Origin of the sequence: Pseudoalteromonas sp. OF7H-1, assembly GCF_022347825.1 — a bacterium.
Classification (GTDB): domain Bacteria; phylum Pseudomonadota; class Gammaproteobacteria; order Enterobacterales; family Alteromonadaceae; genus Pseudoalteromonas; species Pseudoalteromonas maricaloris.
Map to the genome: position 1 here is coordinate 57,468 of NZ_JAKRFX010000012.1, position 16,068 is coordinate 73,535.

Sequence of the window (16,068 nt, forward strand, 5' to 3'; positions counted from 1 at the left end):
TATTACTTACTACATTTACCTTGTACCGCTAATTTAAGCGGTTTGATTGCTTTTTTACCTTGTTCCTCAGAAACCAGTTCTAGATTAGCGCCACCAACCATCACACCCATCTTTATGTACTGCTCAATGAAGTAATGCTTACCAGCTTCTGTTTCTACAAATAGGTCATTGGGTGAAAACTCTGATTCAGTAGACACTTTATGTTTTTTGCCACCTTCCACTTCTTTATAAAAGAAAACTTTGGGTGCAGTTTCACCTACACAATCATCATTAACCCAAACGTCTTTCTTTAGCGCAGCACCAAGCATTGAGTCTCTGTAAATGTATAGACCAGCCATGCCATCTTTCGGTGCATCATACTGCTTTGCTTTATCAGAAAGCTCTTTTGTTTCAAGAGGAACTGAGCTACAACCGGCAAAGAATAACGTTGCGATAATACCCGCGCTTAGTTTTTTGATCATTACTACTCCATTTGATCTTTATCATTTTTTTGGCCGGCAATGATAGTGTGTAAGCTTCATTGACTCAATAACTTCCTCGACACAAACGTAATAAACTGTAAACAGGTTTTTCGTAGATAGAGCATGAAGCATTCCTGAGCAAATTTAATGATCATTTATTCGGTTAGATTGTCATTTTTTCTTCTACACTGAAATGGATCTTGCGGTTACTAGGTCTTTTATAACGTGACTGCGTTTCGATAATCCCAGGGGCTGCTTACCTTTGCTGTTTGATTTTTGTTCTCCTGAGTGAGTTTTGATCGCGGCGCTCGACTTGCCGCATAGTGGGCTAAGCTAAAGTTGAGCAACAAAGAACGAAGCACACTCAGGTGAACCCGAAGGGCAGCGCTTGATTGGCATTTCTACTGTGTTATCGCCAGACTTACATAGAACAACTATGCTACGCTGGCTCTGCCTTGTATAAATGGCAATCAAACTGCTGCAAAAACAAACTTGAAAGATAAGCAGCCCCTTGGCCGAAGCTAAGCACGTTAATAGATAACAAAGAGGATTAAAAACATGAAAGCATTAACGGGCGCTGCGATGGCGATGATGGTAGCGGGTTTAGTGGGTTGTAATAGCACAGAGAACAATTCCACGAGTGCACAAGCTGCGACAGCTGAAACAGATTTAGTGCATTGTTATGATGTCAATGTTTGTGGTGGACATAACGATTGTAAAACAGCGAGTAATGCCTGCTCAGGACAAGCTTCTTGCAAAGGCACTGGCTTTGTTGCCATGCCGAGTAAAGCGTGTAGTGATGTCGGTGGCAATCAAAAAGACGCTTGGGTTGGCAGTGTCGCAAAGGCCGACCTCGTGCACTGCCACGATGTCAACGTTTGCGGAGGCCATAACGATTGTAAAACCGCAAGTAATGCTTGTGCGGGACACGCTTCTTGCAAAGGGACTGGATTTGTCAGCATGCCAGCAAAGGCCTGTGCTGATATTGGTGGCAAAGCGAAAAGCTAATAAGCTTTTACCTCGGCGCGTGTTTATCTATCAAGATTATTATTGCAATAGATAAACACGCACAATGCATTAAAAGAGCGCAATTATGTCAGTACCCTTTCTGGGCTTTGGTCTTGGCCTACGCACGTGTTATTTTGACGCTATTATCGACACCCGACCCCAAGTAGATTGGTTTGAGATTATCTCTGAAAATTACTTTGTCGACGGCGGCAAGCCTTGGTATTACCTCTCGCAGATTAAAGAACACTACCCCATTGTGATGCACGGAGTATCGATGTCGATAGGCAGTACTTCGCCCCTAGATATGAATTACCTTGCGCAACTTAAACGCACCATCGCACGGGTTGAACCCGAATGGGTGTCAGATCACCTCTGCTTTAGCAGCTTAGGCGAGTTTAATAGCCATGATTTATTGCCACTTCCCTACACCGAAGAAGCGCTGATACATCTCACCGCAAGAATCAATCAAGTACAAGATTACCTTGAGCGCCCAATGATCTTCGAAAATGTCTCAAGTTATTTAAACTACAAACAATCTGAACTGACAGAGTGGGCGTTTTTGAGCGAATTGCACCAACGTACCAGATGCCAGTTATTGCTCGACATTAACAATGTATATGTAAGCTCGCGCAATCACAAATTCGACCCAATGACTTACCTAAACGCCATACCAACACAAGCGGTCGCACAAATTCACTTGGCTGGTCATAGCGATTTTGGGACACATATTGTTGATACGCACGACCAACCTATTTGCGAAGAGGTGTGGAGTTTGTATCGCCAATACACTCAAAACAGATCCCCTATTAACACCATGATTGAACGTGATGATAACTTTCCTGAACTCGCGGGATTATTACAAGAGTTGAACTTGGCCAAAGGAATAGCCCCTAGCAGTTGGAGAACATATGGCTGATCTCGCCGCGCTGCAACTCGCCTTTATTGCAATGCTAAAAGGCGATGACAGCCAATTAATAGCTGAAATTGAATATCAAAGCGGCCTAAATGTCGCACAACGCGCACAAATATACACTAATGCTTATCACATCAGATTAAAAAAAGTGTTAGAACAAGATCATGAAATGCTTGGCTTTTATTTGGGTGATGCCCTGTTTGATGAGATGTTTTCTGGCTATCTAGAGCACTTTCCTTCGTGTTCGACCTCATTGCGCCAGTTTGGCGATTCGCTTCCTGAATATTTAAGCCAATTTGAGCCATTTAAGCTCTACCCTATTCTCACTGAAATCGCACAATTTGAACGTACATTACTCAGTGTATTTGACGCAGAAGATGCGCCTCAATTGGGACTTGTGCACCTACAAAAAATTGCAGCAGCACAATTTCCAAACTTGCAGTTTACTTTTCACCCCAGCGTTCATTTATTGGGATTTACACATAATGCGGTTGACTGCTGGCAAGCGTTAAAGAACAGTACAGCGGTCCCTGAAGTGTCGACAAAACCGAACTATTGGATACTCGCCCGAGAGCGCGATATGCGCACTGGGTATCACTCGTTAACGGAAGCCGAATTTGCTTGTCTACAAAGCATGAAGAACGCGCTGCCGTTTAGTTTTGTCTGTGAATACGCGGCTGAGCAAAGTGATGATTTAGCACAAGGCACAGCAATGGTGATGCAGTTACTGCAAAAAGGGCTTAACTTGGGATGGTTTAGTGGCTTTAAAGTTGCTATATAACCTGAGCTGCGGATAATTAATGCCTTTCTAGCAGCCAGTTTTAGCGCTAACTGCGTTGAATTCACTTCCAATAGCCAGCTATTGGTGCGTAAATTCGCCTTGCCTACAGGATGTAGGTACCTTAGCGAGAGCAGGACGCGGAAGCGGTGTTTTCCCTAAAACTCTCTGGCTAGACAAGGAAAAAACTAAGTTATTCTTTAGAAACAATAAGTTGGAACATTCCTTATCCAAACCTCAGGTTATATCACCGCGATATTCAACAAAGCGGCATAGAAAATGAGGATCAAAGAGAAGTTAAAGCTGTATCAACCAAGTTTAATAATAAGCATGGTTTTCACCTTGATTGGCTTTGTCCTTGTTTACAATTCAAAAGTCAAAAACCAAGCTTAAATGTAAAGATAAATTAACAAAAATCACATACCTTATACTCATTTGGAATTTTTCCAGCCTATTTATTCCTCTTACCCTGTCGCGTTACCCCTCTCTAAAATCAAAATTAACCAACTGTATTTATTGATAATATATAAAGAACAAGGATAAACCTCTCGCTTATTTGGTCAGCTAACCTATGCATTAAAAAACACATTGTAAATTTTTTTTGTATTTTTTGTTTATTTTTTAAGCTTTACTTCTATCCTAGTGTAACCAGTCGAAATTATGTGCAATTTTTATTTAGCTGGCGTTGTTCATTATCTCAAAACAAACGCAATCAAGCGTTGAACTTTGGTGAATAACGCGTCTACAGCAGCTAGATAAGTTCATAACCTTGAGATTGGTAAACACAATTAAACAAAACAACATGCAAGGAACAACAAAATGCGTAAATTAAGTGCTATTAGTTTTGCAGTATTAGCGGGTTTGACCTCAGTCAACGCACAAGCCGCTAAAATACTTAGCGTAGAATCAAACAAAGCAATTAAAGATCAATACATTGTTGTATTTAGCACCCCTTCAGTCCTTAACGTTCAAAACAGCAAAGCAATTGCAGCCTTTGCTAATAAGCAAGCAAAAGCATTAGAAAACAAACATAACGTAAGCATTACAAAAGAATTTGGTGGTGTACTAAATGGTGTGGTCATTAATGCATCTGCAAAACAACTAAAAGGTCTGCTTAATAACCCAAATATTGACTATATCGAACAAGACCAAGTGGTTACAGTGACCCCCGCTATCACAGCAAGCGGCGACCAAGCTAACCCTACTTGGGGTCTAGATCGCGTCGATCAACGTAATCTACCGCTAAACTCAAACTACCATTATGATTTTGATGGTACTGGCGTAACGGCTTATGTTATCGATACCGGTGTTCGCATTAGTCACAATGAATTTGGTAACCGTGCATCACATGGTTATGACTTTGTTGATAATGACAATGATGCAACAGACTGTAATGGCCATGGTACCCATGTTGCAGGCACAATTGGTGGCGGTGAATATGGGGTAGCGAAAAACGTCAATATCGTTGGCGTAAGAGTATTGGGTTGTAACGGCTCGGGTTCATATTCAGGCGTTATCTCTGGTATCGATTGGGTTAAAAACAATGCATCAGGCCCATCCGTTGCTAACATGAGTTTGGGTGGTGGCGTTTCTCAAGCGGTTGATGACGCAGTAAATAACGCAGTTGCCTCAGGCGTTAGCTTTGTTGTCGCGGCGGGTAATGACAATAGCAATGCCTGTAATTACTCACCTGCACGTGCAGCCGATGCAATCACTGTGGGTTCAACTACAAGCAGCGATGCCCGTTCTAGTTTCTCAAACTATGGTAACTGTCTAGACATTTATGCGCCAGGTTCAAGTATTACTTCTGCTTGGTATAACTCAGATACATCAACCAATACCATCAGCGGTACTTCGATGGCCGCACCGCACGTTGCGGGTGCTGTTGCGCTATATTTGGATGAAAACCCAAGTCTAAGCCCGTCACAAATTGATAGCTTGCTGAGCCAACGCTCATCAAAAGGTAAAGTCTCTAACCCACAAAGCGGTTCACCTAACGAGCTACTTTATACACTAGCTGATGGCACTGATCCGGACCCAGATCCAGATCCAATCACAGAGCTGGTTAATGGCCAAGGCGTCAGTGCATCTGGTGCATCTGGTCAGCAAACCTTCTATAAGTTGGTTGTTCCAGCAGGCGCTAGCGCGCTGAACTTCTCACTTGCTGGTGGTACTGGCGATGCCGACCTGTATGTACAGCAAGGCACTCAACCAACGCTAAATAGTTACGCTTGTCGCCCGTATCTGGATGGTAACAATGAATCATGCGATTTCACCAATCCAACTGCAGGTGATTGGTATGTGATGCTAAATGGTTACGCTGCGTATGCAAATGCGACCCTCACAGGTACTTACTCATCAGATCCAGGTGGCTGTGGTAGCAACTGCCTAGAAAACGGCATCCCAGTAAGTGGTCTAGCTGGTGCATCTGGCCAAGAGTTGCAATACACCATTGATGTTCCAGCCAATGTAACATTAACAGTTGCAAGCTCTGGTGGTTCTGGCGATGCAGATTTGTATGTTCGTAAAGGTGCGGCTCCTACGACATCAACCTATGACTGTCGTCCGTTCTTAAATGGTAATAATGAATCTTGTAGTTTAAGTTCAGGCCAAGGTGCAACCTATTACATCAAGTTACGTGGCTACTCTAGCTTCTCAGGTGTAACACTTGTTGCAAGCTACTAATTAGCTTAATTACAAATAAATCTCATTTCGTTTGGGGTTTATTGAAAAAACAAGTACAGTGGTGGCTCGTTTGAGCCGCCATTTTTGTTTTTAATGAGTATTGTATTAGATCTCTACAGCCAATTATTACATCAAGGGTTTTATGACCATGTGTCTGACGGTGAACTACACACCGAAGTGCCGCTCATCTGTAGTAGCATCTCGCAAGTAAAGCTCGATGGTATTATTTACCATCGCACTGCGCAAACTGCGGCGATGATGCCTGAAAACTATGGTAGTTTGATCCTTATCACTGAAGGAAATGGTTGGTGGCTGACTGAGCAATCCTTGCAGCGTGCTGATCTAACACAATTAATTTATCTTGAGGCAAATCAAAAACATGTGTTTCACCTTCCGACACAATACCACGCCGTTAGCTTCAACTTTCCAATCAATTGGCTAGCATCTCGAACCGGCAAGCGGCTTTTGCATGGACAAGCACTGACAATTCCCTCTGGTCTATCAACATTATTCAAAAGCGCCTTAACCGCCACAACGCTAAATTTAACAGCGGCAAAATGGCTTGAAGATGAAATTGTACTGCACCTAAGTGCTTGCCAGCCGACCCAATTACCAAGGTCGCCGCTAGCGGAGTTAAAACAGCTCATCTCTACACATGCAAATGATGAAGCATTTTGTATCGACATGCTATGTGACCATTCAGGCTGGTCAAAACGTTATATTCACAAACTATTTGCCGCATCTGATCTGAGTGCCAGTGAATATCTTATCCGCACTAGGCTCACTCATGCTTATTTTGAGTTACTTAATAGCTCTGCATCCTTAAATCAAATTGCTATTGATAGCGGATTTAAAAATCAGGCGCACTTCAGCCGTCGTTTTAAGCAATTATTTTCTCTTTCTCCCAAACAAATTTCACAACGAGTGCACTCTTAGACAAAACTGAACCGTGCAAAATATATATAATAAGAATCACTCTCATTATCCATAGTAGTAGAACAATGAAAATTAACACGCTCTATGCTGCAGTGTGCCTCTCACTGCTTTCTCAAACCACAAGTGCCAATGAAAACCAAAAAGATGAGTTAGAAAGAATAGAAGTTCAGGGCAGCCAATATAAAAGTACCGGAACAAAGTCGTCTTTAGCACCAATCAACGCGCCCTTTTCTATTTCTCATATAGATCAAGATACCCTGCAGCTACGCCAAGCTGACTCGGTCAATGCTGCGTTACGCTATGTTTCTGGTATCACACCAGAAAGCCGCAGCACGGTCACCATTTTTGACCAATACACTATTCGCGGTTTTGAATCTTATCGAAACTATTACGATGGCCTAGAACTGCAATCCAATAACCTTTGGAATTTATATCCTCAAGTTGATGCCTTTGCCACCGACACCATTGAGGTGCTAAAAGGCCCAGCGTCAGTACTTTACGGCTCAGCCCCGCCAGGTGGCATGGTGAATCAAATCGCAAAGCTTGCCAATGGCACTGAGCAAACACAGGTTCGCCTGAGAGTCGGTAGCAGAGCGCTCAAAGAAATCGGCGTTGATCATGGAGGTGTGATCACCGATGAGCTGAGCTATCGTGCCATTGCGCTATCAAGAACAAGTGATGGCCAGCAAAAAACAACTGAAGAAGAACGCACTGTATTTGCACCATCACTGCGCTGGCAACCGAGCCATGATACGGCTTTAACTGCACAGCTTTATTACCAAGACGATCCCAAAGCCATACCGTCCACTCCCTTACATAGCGTTGGTACGCTCACGCGTGCAAGTTACGGTTATCTAGATGCCGATGCATTTGCAGGCGATATCAATTGGTCTAATTTTGATAGAACAACGCTAATGGCAGGGCTAAAGTTGGAACACAATTTGTCCGACAATTGGGCTTTATTTGCCAACTGGCGTTACACCGATGCAGAAGGCCTACAGCAAAATACCTACAACCAAAACTTAATTGCAGATAGCGATACCATACTTGCCCGTGCAGCATATAAAACCGATGAAACGCAACATGGCTATGTTTTAGACAACCAATTGTCTACTCACTTTACGGTTGGCAACTCATCACATCACTTACTCTTGGGTTTTGAATACAAAACCTTAAGCTCAACCGTAGGGTATTGGGATACTCTCGGGACAGGCACACCAAACATTAATCTAGCAGCGCCCAATTATGCAGCGTTTGATGTCAGCGCTTTGCCACTTAACTTCTATACCGAAGCGCACGATATTGAACAGAGTAACCGTGCGTTTTACGTCCAAGACGAAGTGACAATATCAGCGCTAACCCTCTTGGCAGGTCTTAGATACGACAGTTTCACCAGTGATGTTACTGCTGATAAAAACTACGCTGGCACCGAGTGGCAAACGGAATCAACTATTGATGACACCCAACTCACCGGGAGGATTGCCGCACTTTATCAGCTGGACTCTGGTTGGCGACCTTACGTAAGCTATAGTCAGTCATTTGAGTCCGTTGCAGGAGAAGATAGCGTAACTCAACAAGCCTTCAAACCAACTGAAGCAGAACAATGGGAACTTGGCGTTAAATATCAATCTCGCGATACACAGCTAACATTTGCACTATTCGATCTCACCAAGCAGAACGAAATCATTAACAGCAAAGACTTTGTCACGAAAACTCAAGCCGGTGAAATCCAGTCCAAAGGTATTGAGCTTGAGGCTTCTCACACCTTTAACGAACAAGTTGATGTGCAGTTCAATGCCACGCATCTAGACCAGAAAGTCACTAAAAATGAATTAGATCAAGATTTGGTGGGGAAACGCTTAGTGTGGGTGGCTGATAACACCGCTTCGCTTTGGTTAAACTATTACCCAAGCCTGTTGAGTGCACTTAAAGTCAGTGTTGGTGCTCGGTATGTTGGCGAGAGTTATGTTGGTAAATACAACTCAGATACCGTGCCATCCTATACCTTATTCGACATCGCCTTTGATTATGAACTCAGCGAGCAAGCCAGGCTCACCTTTAGCATTAGTAACCTCAGTGACAAGCGTTACGTTGGCGCATGCTATGACGAAAGTAACTGCTGGATGGGGGCAGAGCGCAAAGCCGATGTTGGTCTTCACTACCGCTTTTAGTCACTCATCTAGGAGAATTTACGGAAGGACATAGACTGAAAGATTTAAACGGACACCCACCTTAACGCGCCTGCAAGCATTAAGGTGGGTGTCCTTGTTAATTCAGCCTGTTAATTCATCTCTTTATTCATTCTCATTTAGCTTTAACTCAAAGGAAAACAATGCGTAAAACACTATTTAAATGGCACAGTGCAATGGCATTAATCGCGATACTTCCGCTCGCCGTTATGTCAGTCACAGGTAGCATGTTGGTGTTTAAATTCGAGATAGATAGCCTATTACTCCCAAAGCAAGCGACATTGACTTATCAGGACCAAGGCGTCCAACGTCAGCCCATGAAGGTGCTCGTTAATTATGTCGCAGACACCCATCCAAATTATGAAATTGGTAGCTGGGAAATATTCGATGATGGCTACGAAGCTGATAGAGTCTATTTATTAAAGCATGGTACAGACACATGGTTCAAAACGTATCTAGATCCTTACGCAGGCAAAATGCTAAGCGAGCCTGTGGGTATTCACAGTGACTTTACTGATTTTATTCTTCACCTACATTACACCTTACTACTTGATGATGTGAGTAAAACCTTTCCACACATGGGTGTCGTTATCGGTTTAGCTGTGGCTATACTTTTTACGCTGCTCGGTGTTTCCGGCTTAGTGATATACCGGCGATTTTGGCGACGATTCTTTAGCTTTAGACGACAAGCCCCTCGGCTCGTCATGATGAGCGACCTGCATAAGGTAATTGGCATTTGGAGTGCGCCGGTATTGCTCGCGCTCGGCATTACTGGCGTTTACTTTAATGCAGTGGAGTATTATCACGAGGCTTTTGAACACCAAGAAGATGAGCACCATATTGTCAGCCACGCAATGTTTAATCACTCATTAGATTTTGATGCCATGATGACCCAAAGCCATCGTGCGGTTAACGAACTTAAACCAACCTACTGGCTATTTCCATTTGAGCCAGAGCAAACCAACATTACCATTTTTGGTAGCGTCGCCGATGCCAACCCGTTCATTAGTAACTATGCTGCAACGGTTAGCTTTGACGCGCAATCTGGTATACAAACCTTTGCCTACGATATTCGAACGGCGTCTACTGTAGACAGGGTAATCGACAGTTTTAGAAAACTTCACTTTGGCCACTTTGCAGGGCTTACCAGTAAAATAATTTGGTGCATTATGGGACTCGCCCCCGTATTGCTTGGTTTTACTGGGTTATATTTATGGTGGCAAAGAAAGCGTAAAAAACACAAGAGTAAGAAAAACCGTCAACTCGCCTTAAGCTGACGGTTCAAGTTTCAATCTAGATCCGTTATTGTCGTTATTATCAGCAAATAACGAGCAATCACTATGAAACAACTTGGGCTAATTGGCGGTATGAGTTGGGAGTCAACACAAAGCTACTACCAGCTTATCAATCAAACAGTTAAAGCAAAGCTTGGCGGACTACACAGTGCCAAGCTTTGCTTGTATAGCGTCGACTTTGCCGAAATTGCAGAGCTTCAAGCAGCTGGTGATTGGCAGAAAATGACCACCATTTTGGCAGGCGCTGCTACGTCGTTGAAGCTTGCCGGCTCAGATGCCATTGTGATCTGTACCAACACCATGCATAAAATTTCAGATGAAATTAGCGCAGCGTCAGGATTGCCTGTACTGCATATTGCCGACGCAACCGCGAAGCGACTTAAAAATGACGGCATAAAACGCATCGCGCTGTTAGGTACGAGATTTACGATGCAGCAAGACTTTTATAAAGCACGATTACAAGATCTTCACGGCATTGAGGTCATAACACCTGATGGGGACCAACAAGCTTTAGTTCACAACATAATTTATGACGAATTATGTCGTGGTAAAGTCAACGCAAGCTCAAGGCAAACTTATCTAGACATCATCGATGCACTCTATCAACAAGGGGCTGAAGGGGTTATTTTAGGTTGCACAGAAATCGGTTTGCTCGTTCAGCAAGTGCATACTCAAGTCCCTCTTTATGACACAACCAAACTTCATGCTGAAGCCGTTGTAGAGTGGTCACTCGGGGCTACATCTTGCTTTATTCATGAGTAATATCAAATTTTGTTGTAATTAAAATAATAACAACGAAATCGCTATTGTCGCGATTACTTGGCTACTATAGAATTAAATCTCACTTATTCTAATTAAATCAGGGATGTATTATGACCCAATACGACGAATATAAAGTTATCCATGTAGTTGAAGGTGGCTGCGGCACACTGTTACTTGGCTCAAGTGGATTACCGTTAAAAAAACTTGAAGCAACTTTAAACATGGAAGCGCAAGATGGCTGGCAGCTTGTTTTCCAAGTTATCGAAAACAAACGTTTTATGCTATTTTGGAGCCGCGAAGCCGTGATCTTAACACTTGGTCGTAAACGTGCTTAAACGCTTTGCTCTGTCTGCCATTCGCCGCTATCAAGCGAATGGTGGAGCAAAAGCCCACTTCAATATAAGTTGTAATTTTACGCCGTCATGTTCTGAATATACCTATCAAGCAATCGAAAAATATGGCTTCTTTAAAGGCGTGCGTATCGGTTTTTGTCGGATCAGGCGCTGCAATGATCCAGATTGTATTGAAGTAAAATCAGACCCCCTACCATAATCTAATCCTAGGAGTTTGCATGGACGAAATAGCATTAAGAGAACAAGAAGAAGCATTGAGAAATCAAGTTGCTCAGCTAAGTCCTGAAGCGCGCAAGCAGTACTACCAACTAGAAGAACAGCTAGTAAAAGATCCTGATACTTACGCCGTACTCAATTACTTCTTTGCTGCAGGTTTACATCACTTTTATCTGGGTAAAACTGCACGTGGTGCTATTAATCTAACCTTGATGCTAATAGGGCTTGCGCTTATTCTCTTTTATGGCTGGATACTGCTAATTTTAGTGTGCTTAATTGAGCTACCTCAGTTATTTAATAGCCAAAAAATAGTGAGAAAATACAACATCGATGTGATGCGAGAAGTGCTAGATGAGCTCAAAGATACACAGCAGAATCAAACAATCTAAAGAAACGCAGTGGCTTTGGATTATAGCGGCCACGGTAGTGGTCGTTTTATTTAGTGGTTATCAGTTTTATACCAAAGGCGTGCCTTACTTCGCTGAAGAGATCTCAGCCTCACTACCCAAACAAATCTACCAAATCATCGACGAAGGCAGCTTAAACGAGCTAGATAATTCGGAATTTTCTGAATCAAAATTAAGTGAAATCAAGCAGCAAGAGACTCGAGCTTTATTCGTTTCGTTGCTTGGCGCCAATGCATCGAGTGAACGTGAATTTAAACTTGAGTTTAGGCAGTGGAAAGATAAAGCCAATGCCATGGCACTGGCCAATGGTAGCATTGTGATCACCGATAACATGGTCGAACTGGCATCGACTCAGCAAGAACTTAGCGCAGTGTTACTCCACGAAATTGGCCATGTGGAGCATAATCACGTGATGGAATCCCTTGTAAGCTCGTCTATCGTATTTGTCAGTTTGAGTGTCGTACTGGGTGACATCTCTGCGCTCTCAGATCTTATGATGCAGGGCGCAATGTTAGGTATCAACCAAAATTACTCTCAGCAAGCTGAACTCGAGGCTGATTTGTACGCGCACAACAAGCTAATGGCGCTATATGGTAATAATGATGCGATGATCTCTATGTTCGAAAAACTCGCCAAGGAAAGCGACGAACAGCACAGTTGGTTAAGCACGCACCCAAGCTTTGAGCAACGCATTCAACGATTAAAACAAAAGCCATAACCATGCCCTGAGGTAATGGCTTAAGGGCTATTAATCTATTAAATTTAAGCCCTAACCAGAAAGCGCAAAAGACGAAAAATCTAGTGAATTCGCTCCAGAGTCACTTTACCACTTGAAAGACCACCACCGCCGTTGTAATCCAACTTCGCGTGTAGCTTCCCACCATCAACTTTAAATTTGACGCGACCAATACCAGATGTTTGGTGCACTTTTGCGTATGTGCTTGACCCATTCCAGTTATAAATAGCGTACTCTTCTAACACAGGTTCGTAGCCATCTCGAATACCAGAAACCACAACCTTATAGGCACTATTACCTGAAATACTCATATTGCTAGGTAGTTCTACCCAACTGCTATTCGCTGGTAAACTGATACTCGCAGTAATTTTTCCTGGCAAGTATGCAGAGGAAGAATCCGCGCTTTCTGAACCACCAATTGCAGGTACATTTCCTTTAACTTTGGTGTTTTTTAACACTACATTATGATTCCACCAATCTTGTCCAGTGAATCCATTAACGGTAATGACTCCACCATTGTCAGCATCAATAACTGTATTTGCTCGATTCGAATTTGGGCCGCCTTGCGCGAAAACGCCATTGATATCCAGCGTCCTTGAATTCTTAACCTTAAATACCGTTTTAACTCCTTCAGCATAGAAATTACTAATCTGGTTATTCCAAGTTTTATGATCTGCTGGACCGTAAATTTCCACACCTACTTGAGAGTTTTGCACTGTCGAGTTTGCAATCTCACTACCCATTGCAGCAAGTTTAAGGCCTGTATGTGAACCTTCTACATATATATTGTCAAAAACGTTAACATTATTAAACCAGCCATTAGGCTCGGTGTTCCAATATGCTGGATTTTCTCCGTTACCATGTAAATAAATGCCATAATTAACGTTGGCGATAAACAAGTCCTCGAAGCGGCTCCAAATTACCCATTTGCCGTAAATACCATTATTAAACCCCGAAATGTCTAATTTCGAGAAATTAGACCGATAAGAAGCAAATGGTATATCGATCCCTGTGCCCTGCTTAAAGCTCGCAGTTTGCATCAATGTCAAATCATGTACTTCGACATTATGTGCCACTTTTAACAAACTGATATTAGCATTTGTGGTTAAACGAGACAGGTTGCGTTTTTCACCATATAACTTAACGCGTGAGTTGTGCGCTCCCTTAATGCGCGTCACATCAAGCGTTTGAGATACATTGAATGTACCTGCTGGTATGTAAACGCTCTTATTGTTTTGCACGGCGTAGTCAATCGCAGCTTGTATCTGCGCCGAATCATCTCGGTTATCGTCTGCTATTGCACCAAAGCGAGGATCAGTAATGGAGACACTATCTACATCAAGTGCAAATACCGAAGCGGATGAAGTGAGTAAAAGTACCCCAACAGTGTGTAATGTATATTTCATAATAGTCCTTATCATCTAATTAAAAGCAAAATTAGTATATTTGAAATTTGCGCTGAAACAATGCCTTTCCCTTTACAAAACCAAGATATCATTCACAGAATAGGAGTATCGTGGATTAGCTTAAAAGCAGTTACAGACATAGCGTGGACAGCTATTCAAGTTTGAGTGGGTGTCTTTCAAAATTTCTGTGATGGCGGATGGAAGGCTGCCTCAGAATCCCACCGAGATCATGAGGCGGAATAATTAAACTTTCCACTTCTCAATCAAGGAAAGTAATTTGTTATTCACCTCTAACCACCTTGGGAGATATTTCTTATCGAATGATGCAAATATTCCTCTATTAGATTTACTATCGAGATATTCTAATTTGCATATACTATTCACCGGACCTTCAGTACAGTGAATTAGAACATCATCACCTTGATTATTTTGAGCGTGATATGTCACACCACTTTTGTTTGCATTCTTGTAGGCTGTCAACCCATCAATATCTAAGCTGTCATCTCTGTCTGATAGCCCATACTTTAATGCATTTTTAAGACTATTATTCGCATTTAGTCGACTGCCACCATTAACCATTGTCCAGAATGCTGTAATTTGATTTGGGTTATAAGGCCCAACCGTTGCGATGTTGTCTTTATCACCGAATCCTGAAAAATCTGGAAAAAATAAACTAATTTCAATCATATTTTCTTTTTTGATTTTATCGGGTAGCCCATCATTTGGCGAAAGGTAACTTTTAGGAATTTCAAAAGCTTCCCCTCCCATCAATACCATCGCACTTTTCCGTTCAGACATTCTGATCTCTTCTCCTGCATAACTGTAACTAAAGATGATGATGGTCAGTAATGATAAAATAAGCGCTAGTCTAAATTTTGAAAAATAATCAGTAAAAGCAAAGTTGTTCATAGCGTTCTCCTAAAACTCAATTAAACAGGTACCGCAAGCCCAGTCGGCTTGGAAAGCCCCCATACTACCAAAGGTCCTTGGGCCTTCTTTATACAAACTAGGGTTTGGCCAATGTCTTCCTACAGTTGTTTTAACTGCATGGCTGTAGCTTTGCCTAAATTTGTTTAATTCGTATGGACTGCTTTTTATTAGTTGTCCAACAGTTTCATTATTAGGGCCGTAAGGTAGATTCCAAAAATAGGATGAGCCGCCCCAGCCACCAATAGTCTGCCCACCGTTACTCAGAGCTACTCTAATGTCAGACACAACAAGCTGGTTAAATTGTGGAACACCACCACTTCTTAGCACATCTGATATGACATTTTGAGCGATGGAGTTCGAAATGCCTTGCAACATTTCCGGGGTGGCAGTAATACCATCTATGGCTAACCCTTTAGTGGTAAACGCCCTTATCCAAGTGTTGGCTGATGTGTCTTGGTTGAGGTTTATTTCAATCGCCTTCTCAAACCAATACTTGGTAACATCAGCGTCAACACCATCTAGTCCCTGAATTTCTCCAAGAATATAGCCGTAGGCACCTGCATAGTCTTCACCCTTGAAAAGACTAGCAATAATACCTAGTTGTTCACCATTAAAGGAGGCTTGTAACCCTTTGGCACGATTATCCCCGGTCTCGACCGTCACCCCAGACAACTCACCACGACTATTATAGTATCCGGTTTTCGTTGTCGTGCCACCGCTTGAATTGGTTGTGGTCTGAGTAATTTGCGATATCTGTTTTCGCTGAATTCGACTGCCAAACTTAGTAACTCGTTCTTCTCGCACTTGACACTCATCGGCACCTTCTTCGCAACCAACATAGCCCGTTGGATCTGTGCCCGCTAACGGGTTGTTCATCAGGTAGCTATATGGGTTTAAGCTTTGACTGTTACCAGGCGCTTGTATCACCGGGTCAACCGACATAAACCGACCAAGGTTATAATCGTACACCCGACCGTTCATATGAACGGGAAC

16 protein-coding genes and 1 pseudogene are annotated in these 16,068 nt (G+C 42.6%); 12 read left to right on the plus strand and 5 right to left on the minus strand.

Going from position 1 to position 16,068, the window contains the following annotated elements; translation table 11 throughout:
- Nucleotides 1-2: 2 nt before the first annotated feature.
- Both MHN30_RS15295 and MHN30_RS15300 read right to left on the minus strand, forming a co-directional pair.
- A complete protein-coding gene (locus MHN30_RS15295; protein ID WP_130165872.1) occupies nt 3-461 on the minus strand; it encodes a DUF2846 domain-containing protein in 459 nt (152 codons plus the stop codon).
- A gap of 183 nt (nt 462-644) precedes the next feature.
- Nucleotides 645-860: pseudogene (locus tag MHN30_RS15300) on the minus strand (hypothetical protein).
- 159 nt (nt 861-1,019) lie between these two features.
- On the opposite strand from MHN30_RS15300, the gene MHN30_RS15305 reads away from it, so the two are divergent.
- The 12 genes from MHN30_RS15305 to MHN30_RS15360 all read left to right on the plus strand — a co-directional run bounded on the left by MHN30_RS15305 (nt 1,020) and on the right by MHN30_RS15360 (nt 12,721).
- A complete protein-coding gene (locus tag MHN30_RS15305) occupies nt 1,020-1,469 on the plus strand; it encodes a hypothetical protein (RefSeq protein ID WP_099031235.1) in 450 nt (149 codons plus the stop codon).
- A gap of 85 nt (nt 1,470-1,554) precedes the next feature.
- The gene (locus MHN30_RS15310; protein ID WP_239360213.1) at nt 1,555-2,385 is read left to right on the plus strand and encodes a DUF692 domain-containing protein; all 831 of its coding nucleotides are present in this window, start codon (nt 1,555-1,557) and stop codon (nt 2,383-2,385) included.
- Complete coding sequence (locus MHN30_RS15315; protein WP_239360215.1) at nt 2,378-3,163, plus strand: putative DNA-binding domain-containing protein; 786 nt, start codon at nt 2,378-2,380, stop codon at nt 3,161-3,163. The genes MHN30_RS15310 and MHN30_RS15315 overlap by 8 nt, the downstream gene beginning before the upstream one ends.
- Nucleotides 3,164-3,979: 816 nt before the next feature.
- Nucleotides 3,980-5,845: a S8 family serine peptidase gene (locus tag MHN30_RS15320; protein WP_130165869.1), complete on the plus strand. Its 1,866-nt coding sequence runs from the start codon at nt 3,980-3,982 to the stop codon at nt 5,843-5,845.
- A 93-nt stretch (nt 5,846-5,938) separates the two neighbouring features.
- Nucleotides 5,939-6,781 (plus strand): response regulator transcription factor, encoded by an 843-nt coding sequence (locus tag MHN30_RS15325; protein WP_130165868.1) that lies wholly within the window; start codon nt 5,939-5,941, stop codon nt 6,779-6,781.
- A 65-nt stretch (nt 6,782-6,846) separates the two neighbouring features.
- Nucleotides 6,847-8,952, plus strand: a complete 2,106-nt coding sequence (locus MHN30_RS15330; RefSeq protein ID WP_239360217.1) for a TonB-dependent siderophore receptor — start codon at nt 6,847-6,849, stop codon at nt 8,950-8,952.
- Between the two features lie 161 nt (nt 8,953-9,113).
- Nucleotides 9,114-10,247: a PepSY-associated TM helix domain-containing protein gene (locus MHN30_RS15335; RefSeq protein WP_239360219.1), complete on the plus strand. Its 1,134-nt coding sequence runs from the start codon at nt 9,114-9,116 to the stop codon at nt 10,245-10,247.
- A 63-nt stretch (nt 10,248-10,310) separates the two neighbouring features.
- Entirely contained in the window at nt 10,311-11,027 is a 717-nt protein-coding gene (locus MHN30_RS15340; protein WP_239360221.1) for an aspartate/glutamate racemase family protein, read from the plus strand.
- Nucleotides 11,028-11,137: 110 nt separating this feature from the next.
- A complete protein-coding gene (locus MHN30_RS15345) occupies nt 11,138-11,362 on the plus strand; it encodes a DUF4177 domain-containing protein (protein ID WP_010369821.1) in 225 nt (74 codons plus the stop codon).
- Nucleotides 11,355-11,579 (plus strand): membrane protein insertion efficiency factor YidD, encoded by a 225-nt coding sequence (yidD, locus tag MHN30_RS15350; RefSeq protein WP_083229856.1) that lies wholly within the window; start codon nt 11,355-11,357, stop codon nt 11,577-11,579. The genes MHN30_RS15345 and yidD overlap by 8 nt, the downstream gene beginning before the upstream one ends.
- A 19-nt stretch (nt 11,580-11,598) precedes the next feature.
- On the plus strand, nt 11,599-11,985 hold the full coding sequence (locus MHN30_RS15355; RefSeq protein ID WP_045988345.1) for a membrane protein: 387 nt from the start codon (nt 11,599-11,601) through the stop codon (nt 11,983-11,985).
- A complete protein-coding gene (locus MHN30_RS15360) occupies nt 11,948-12,721 on the plus strand; it encodes a M48 family metallopeptidase (RefSeq protein WP_239360223.1) in 774 nt (257 codons plus the stop codon). Before MHN30_RS15355 ends, MHN30_RS15360 begins: the two co-directional genes overlap by 38 nt.
- Nucleotides 12,722-12,801: 80 nt before the next feature.
- Here the strand turns inward: MHN30_RS15360 and MHN30_RS15365 are convergent, their stop codons facing one another.
- From MHN30_RS15365 to MHN30_RS15375, 3 genes are all read right to left on the minus strand, one after another.
- Nucleotides 12,802-14,145 carry a glycoside hydrolase family 55 protein gene (locus MHN30_RS15365; RefSeq protein WP_239360225.1) on the minus strand — a complete coding sequence of 448 codons (1,344 nt, stop codon included), beginning with the start codon at nt 14,143-14,145 and terminating at the stop codon, nt 12,802-12,804.
- 243 nt (nt 14,146-14,388) lie between these two features.
- Nucleotides 14,389-15,054: a hypothetical protein gene (locus MHN30_RS15370; protein WP_239360227.1), complete on the minus strand. Its 666-nt coding sequence runs from the start codon at nt 15,052-15,054 to the stop codon at nt 14,389-14,391.
- A gap of 9 nt (nt 15,055-15,063) precedes the next feature.
- Nucleotides 15,064-16,056 (minus strand): RHS repeat-associated core domain-containing protein, encoded by a 993-nt coding sequence (locus tag MHN30_RS15375; RefSeq protein ID WP_239360229.1) that lies wholly within the window; start codon nt 16,054-16,056, stop codon nt 15,064-15,066.
- Between the last annotated feature and the right edge of the window lie 12 nt (nt 16,057-16,068).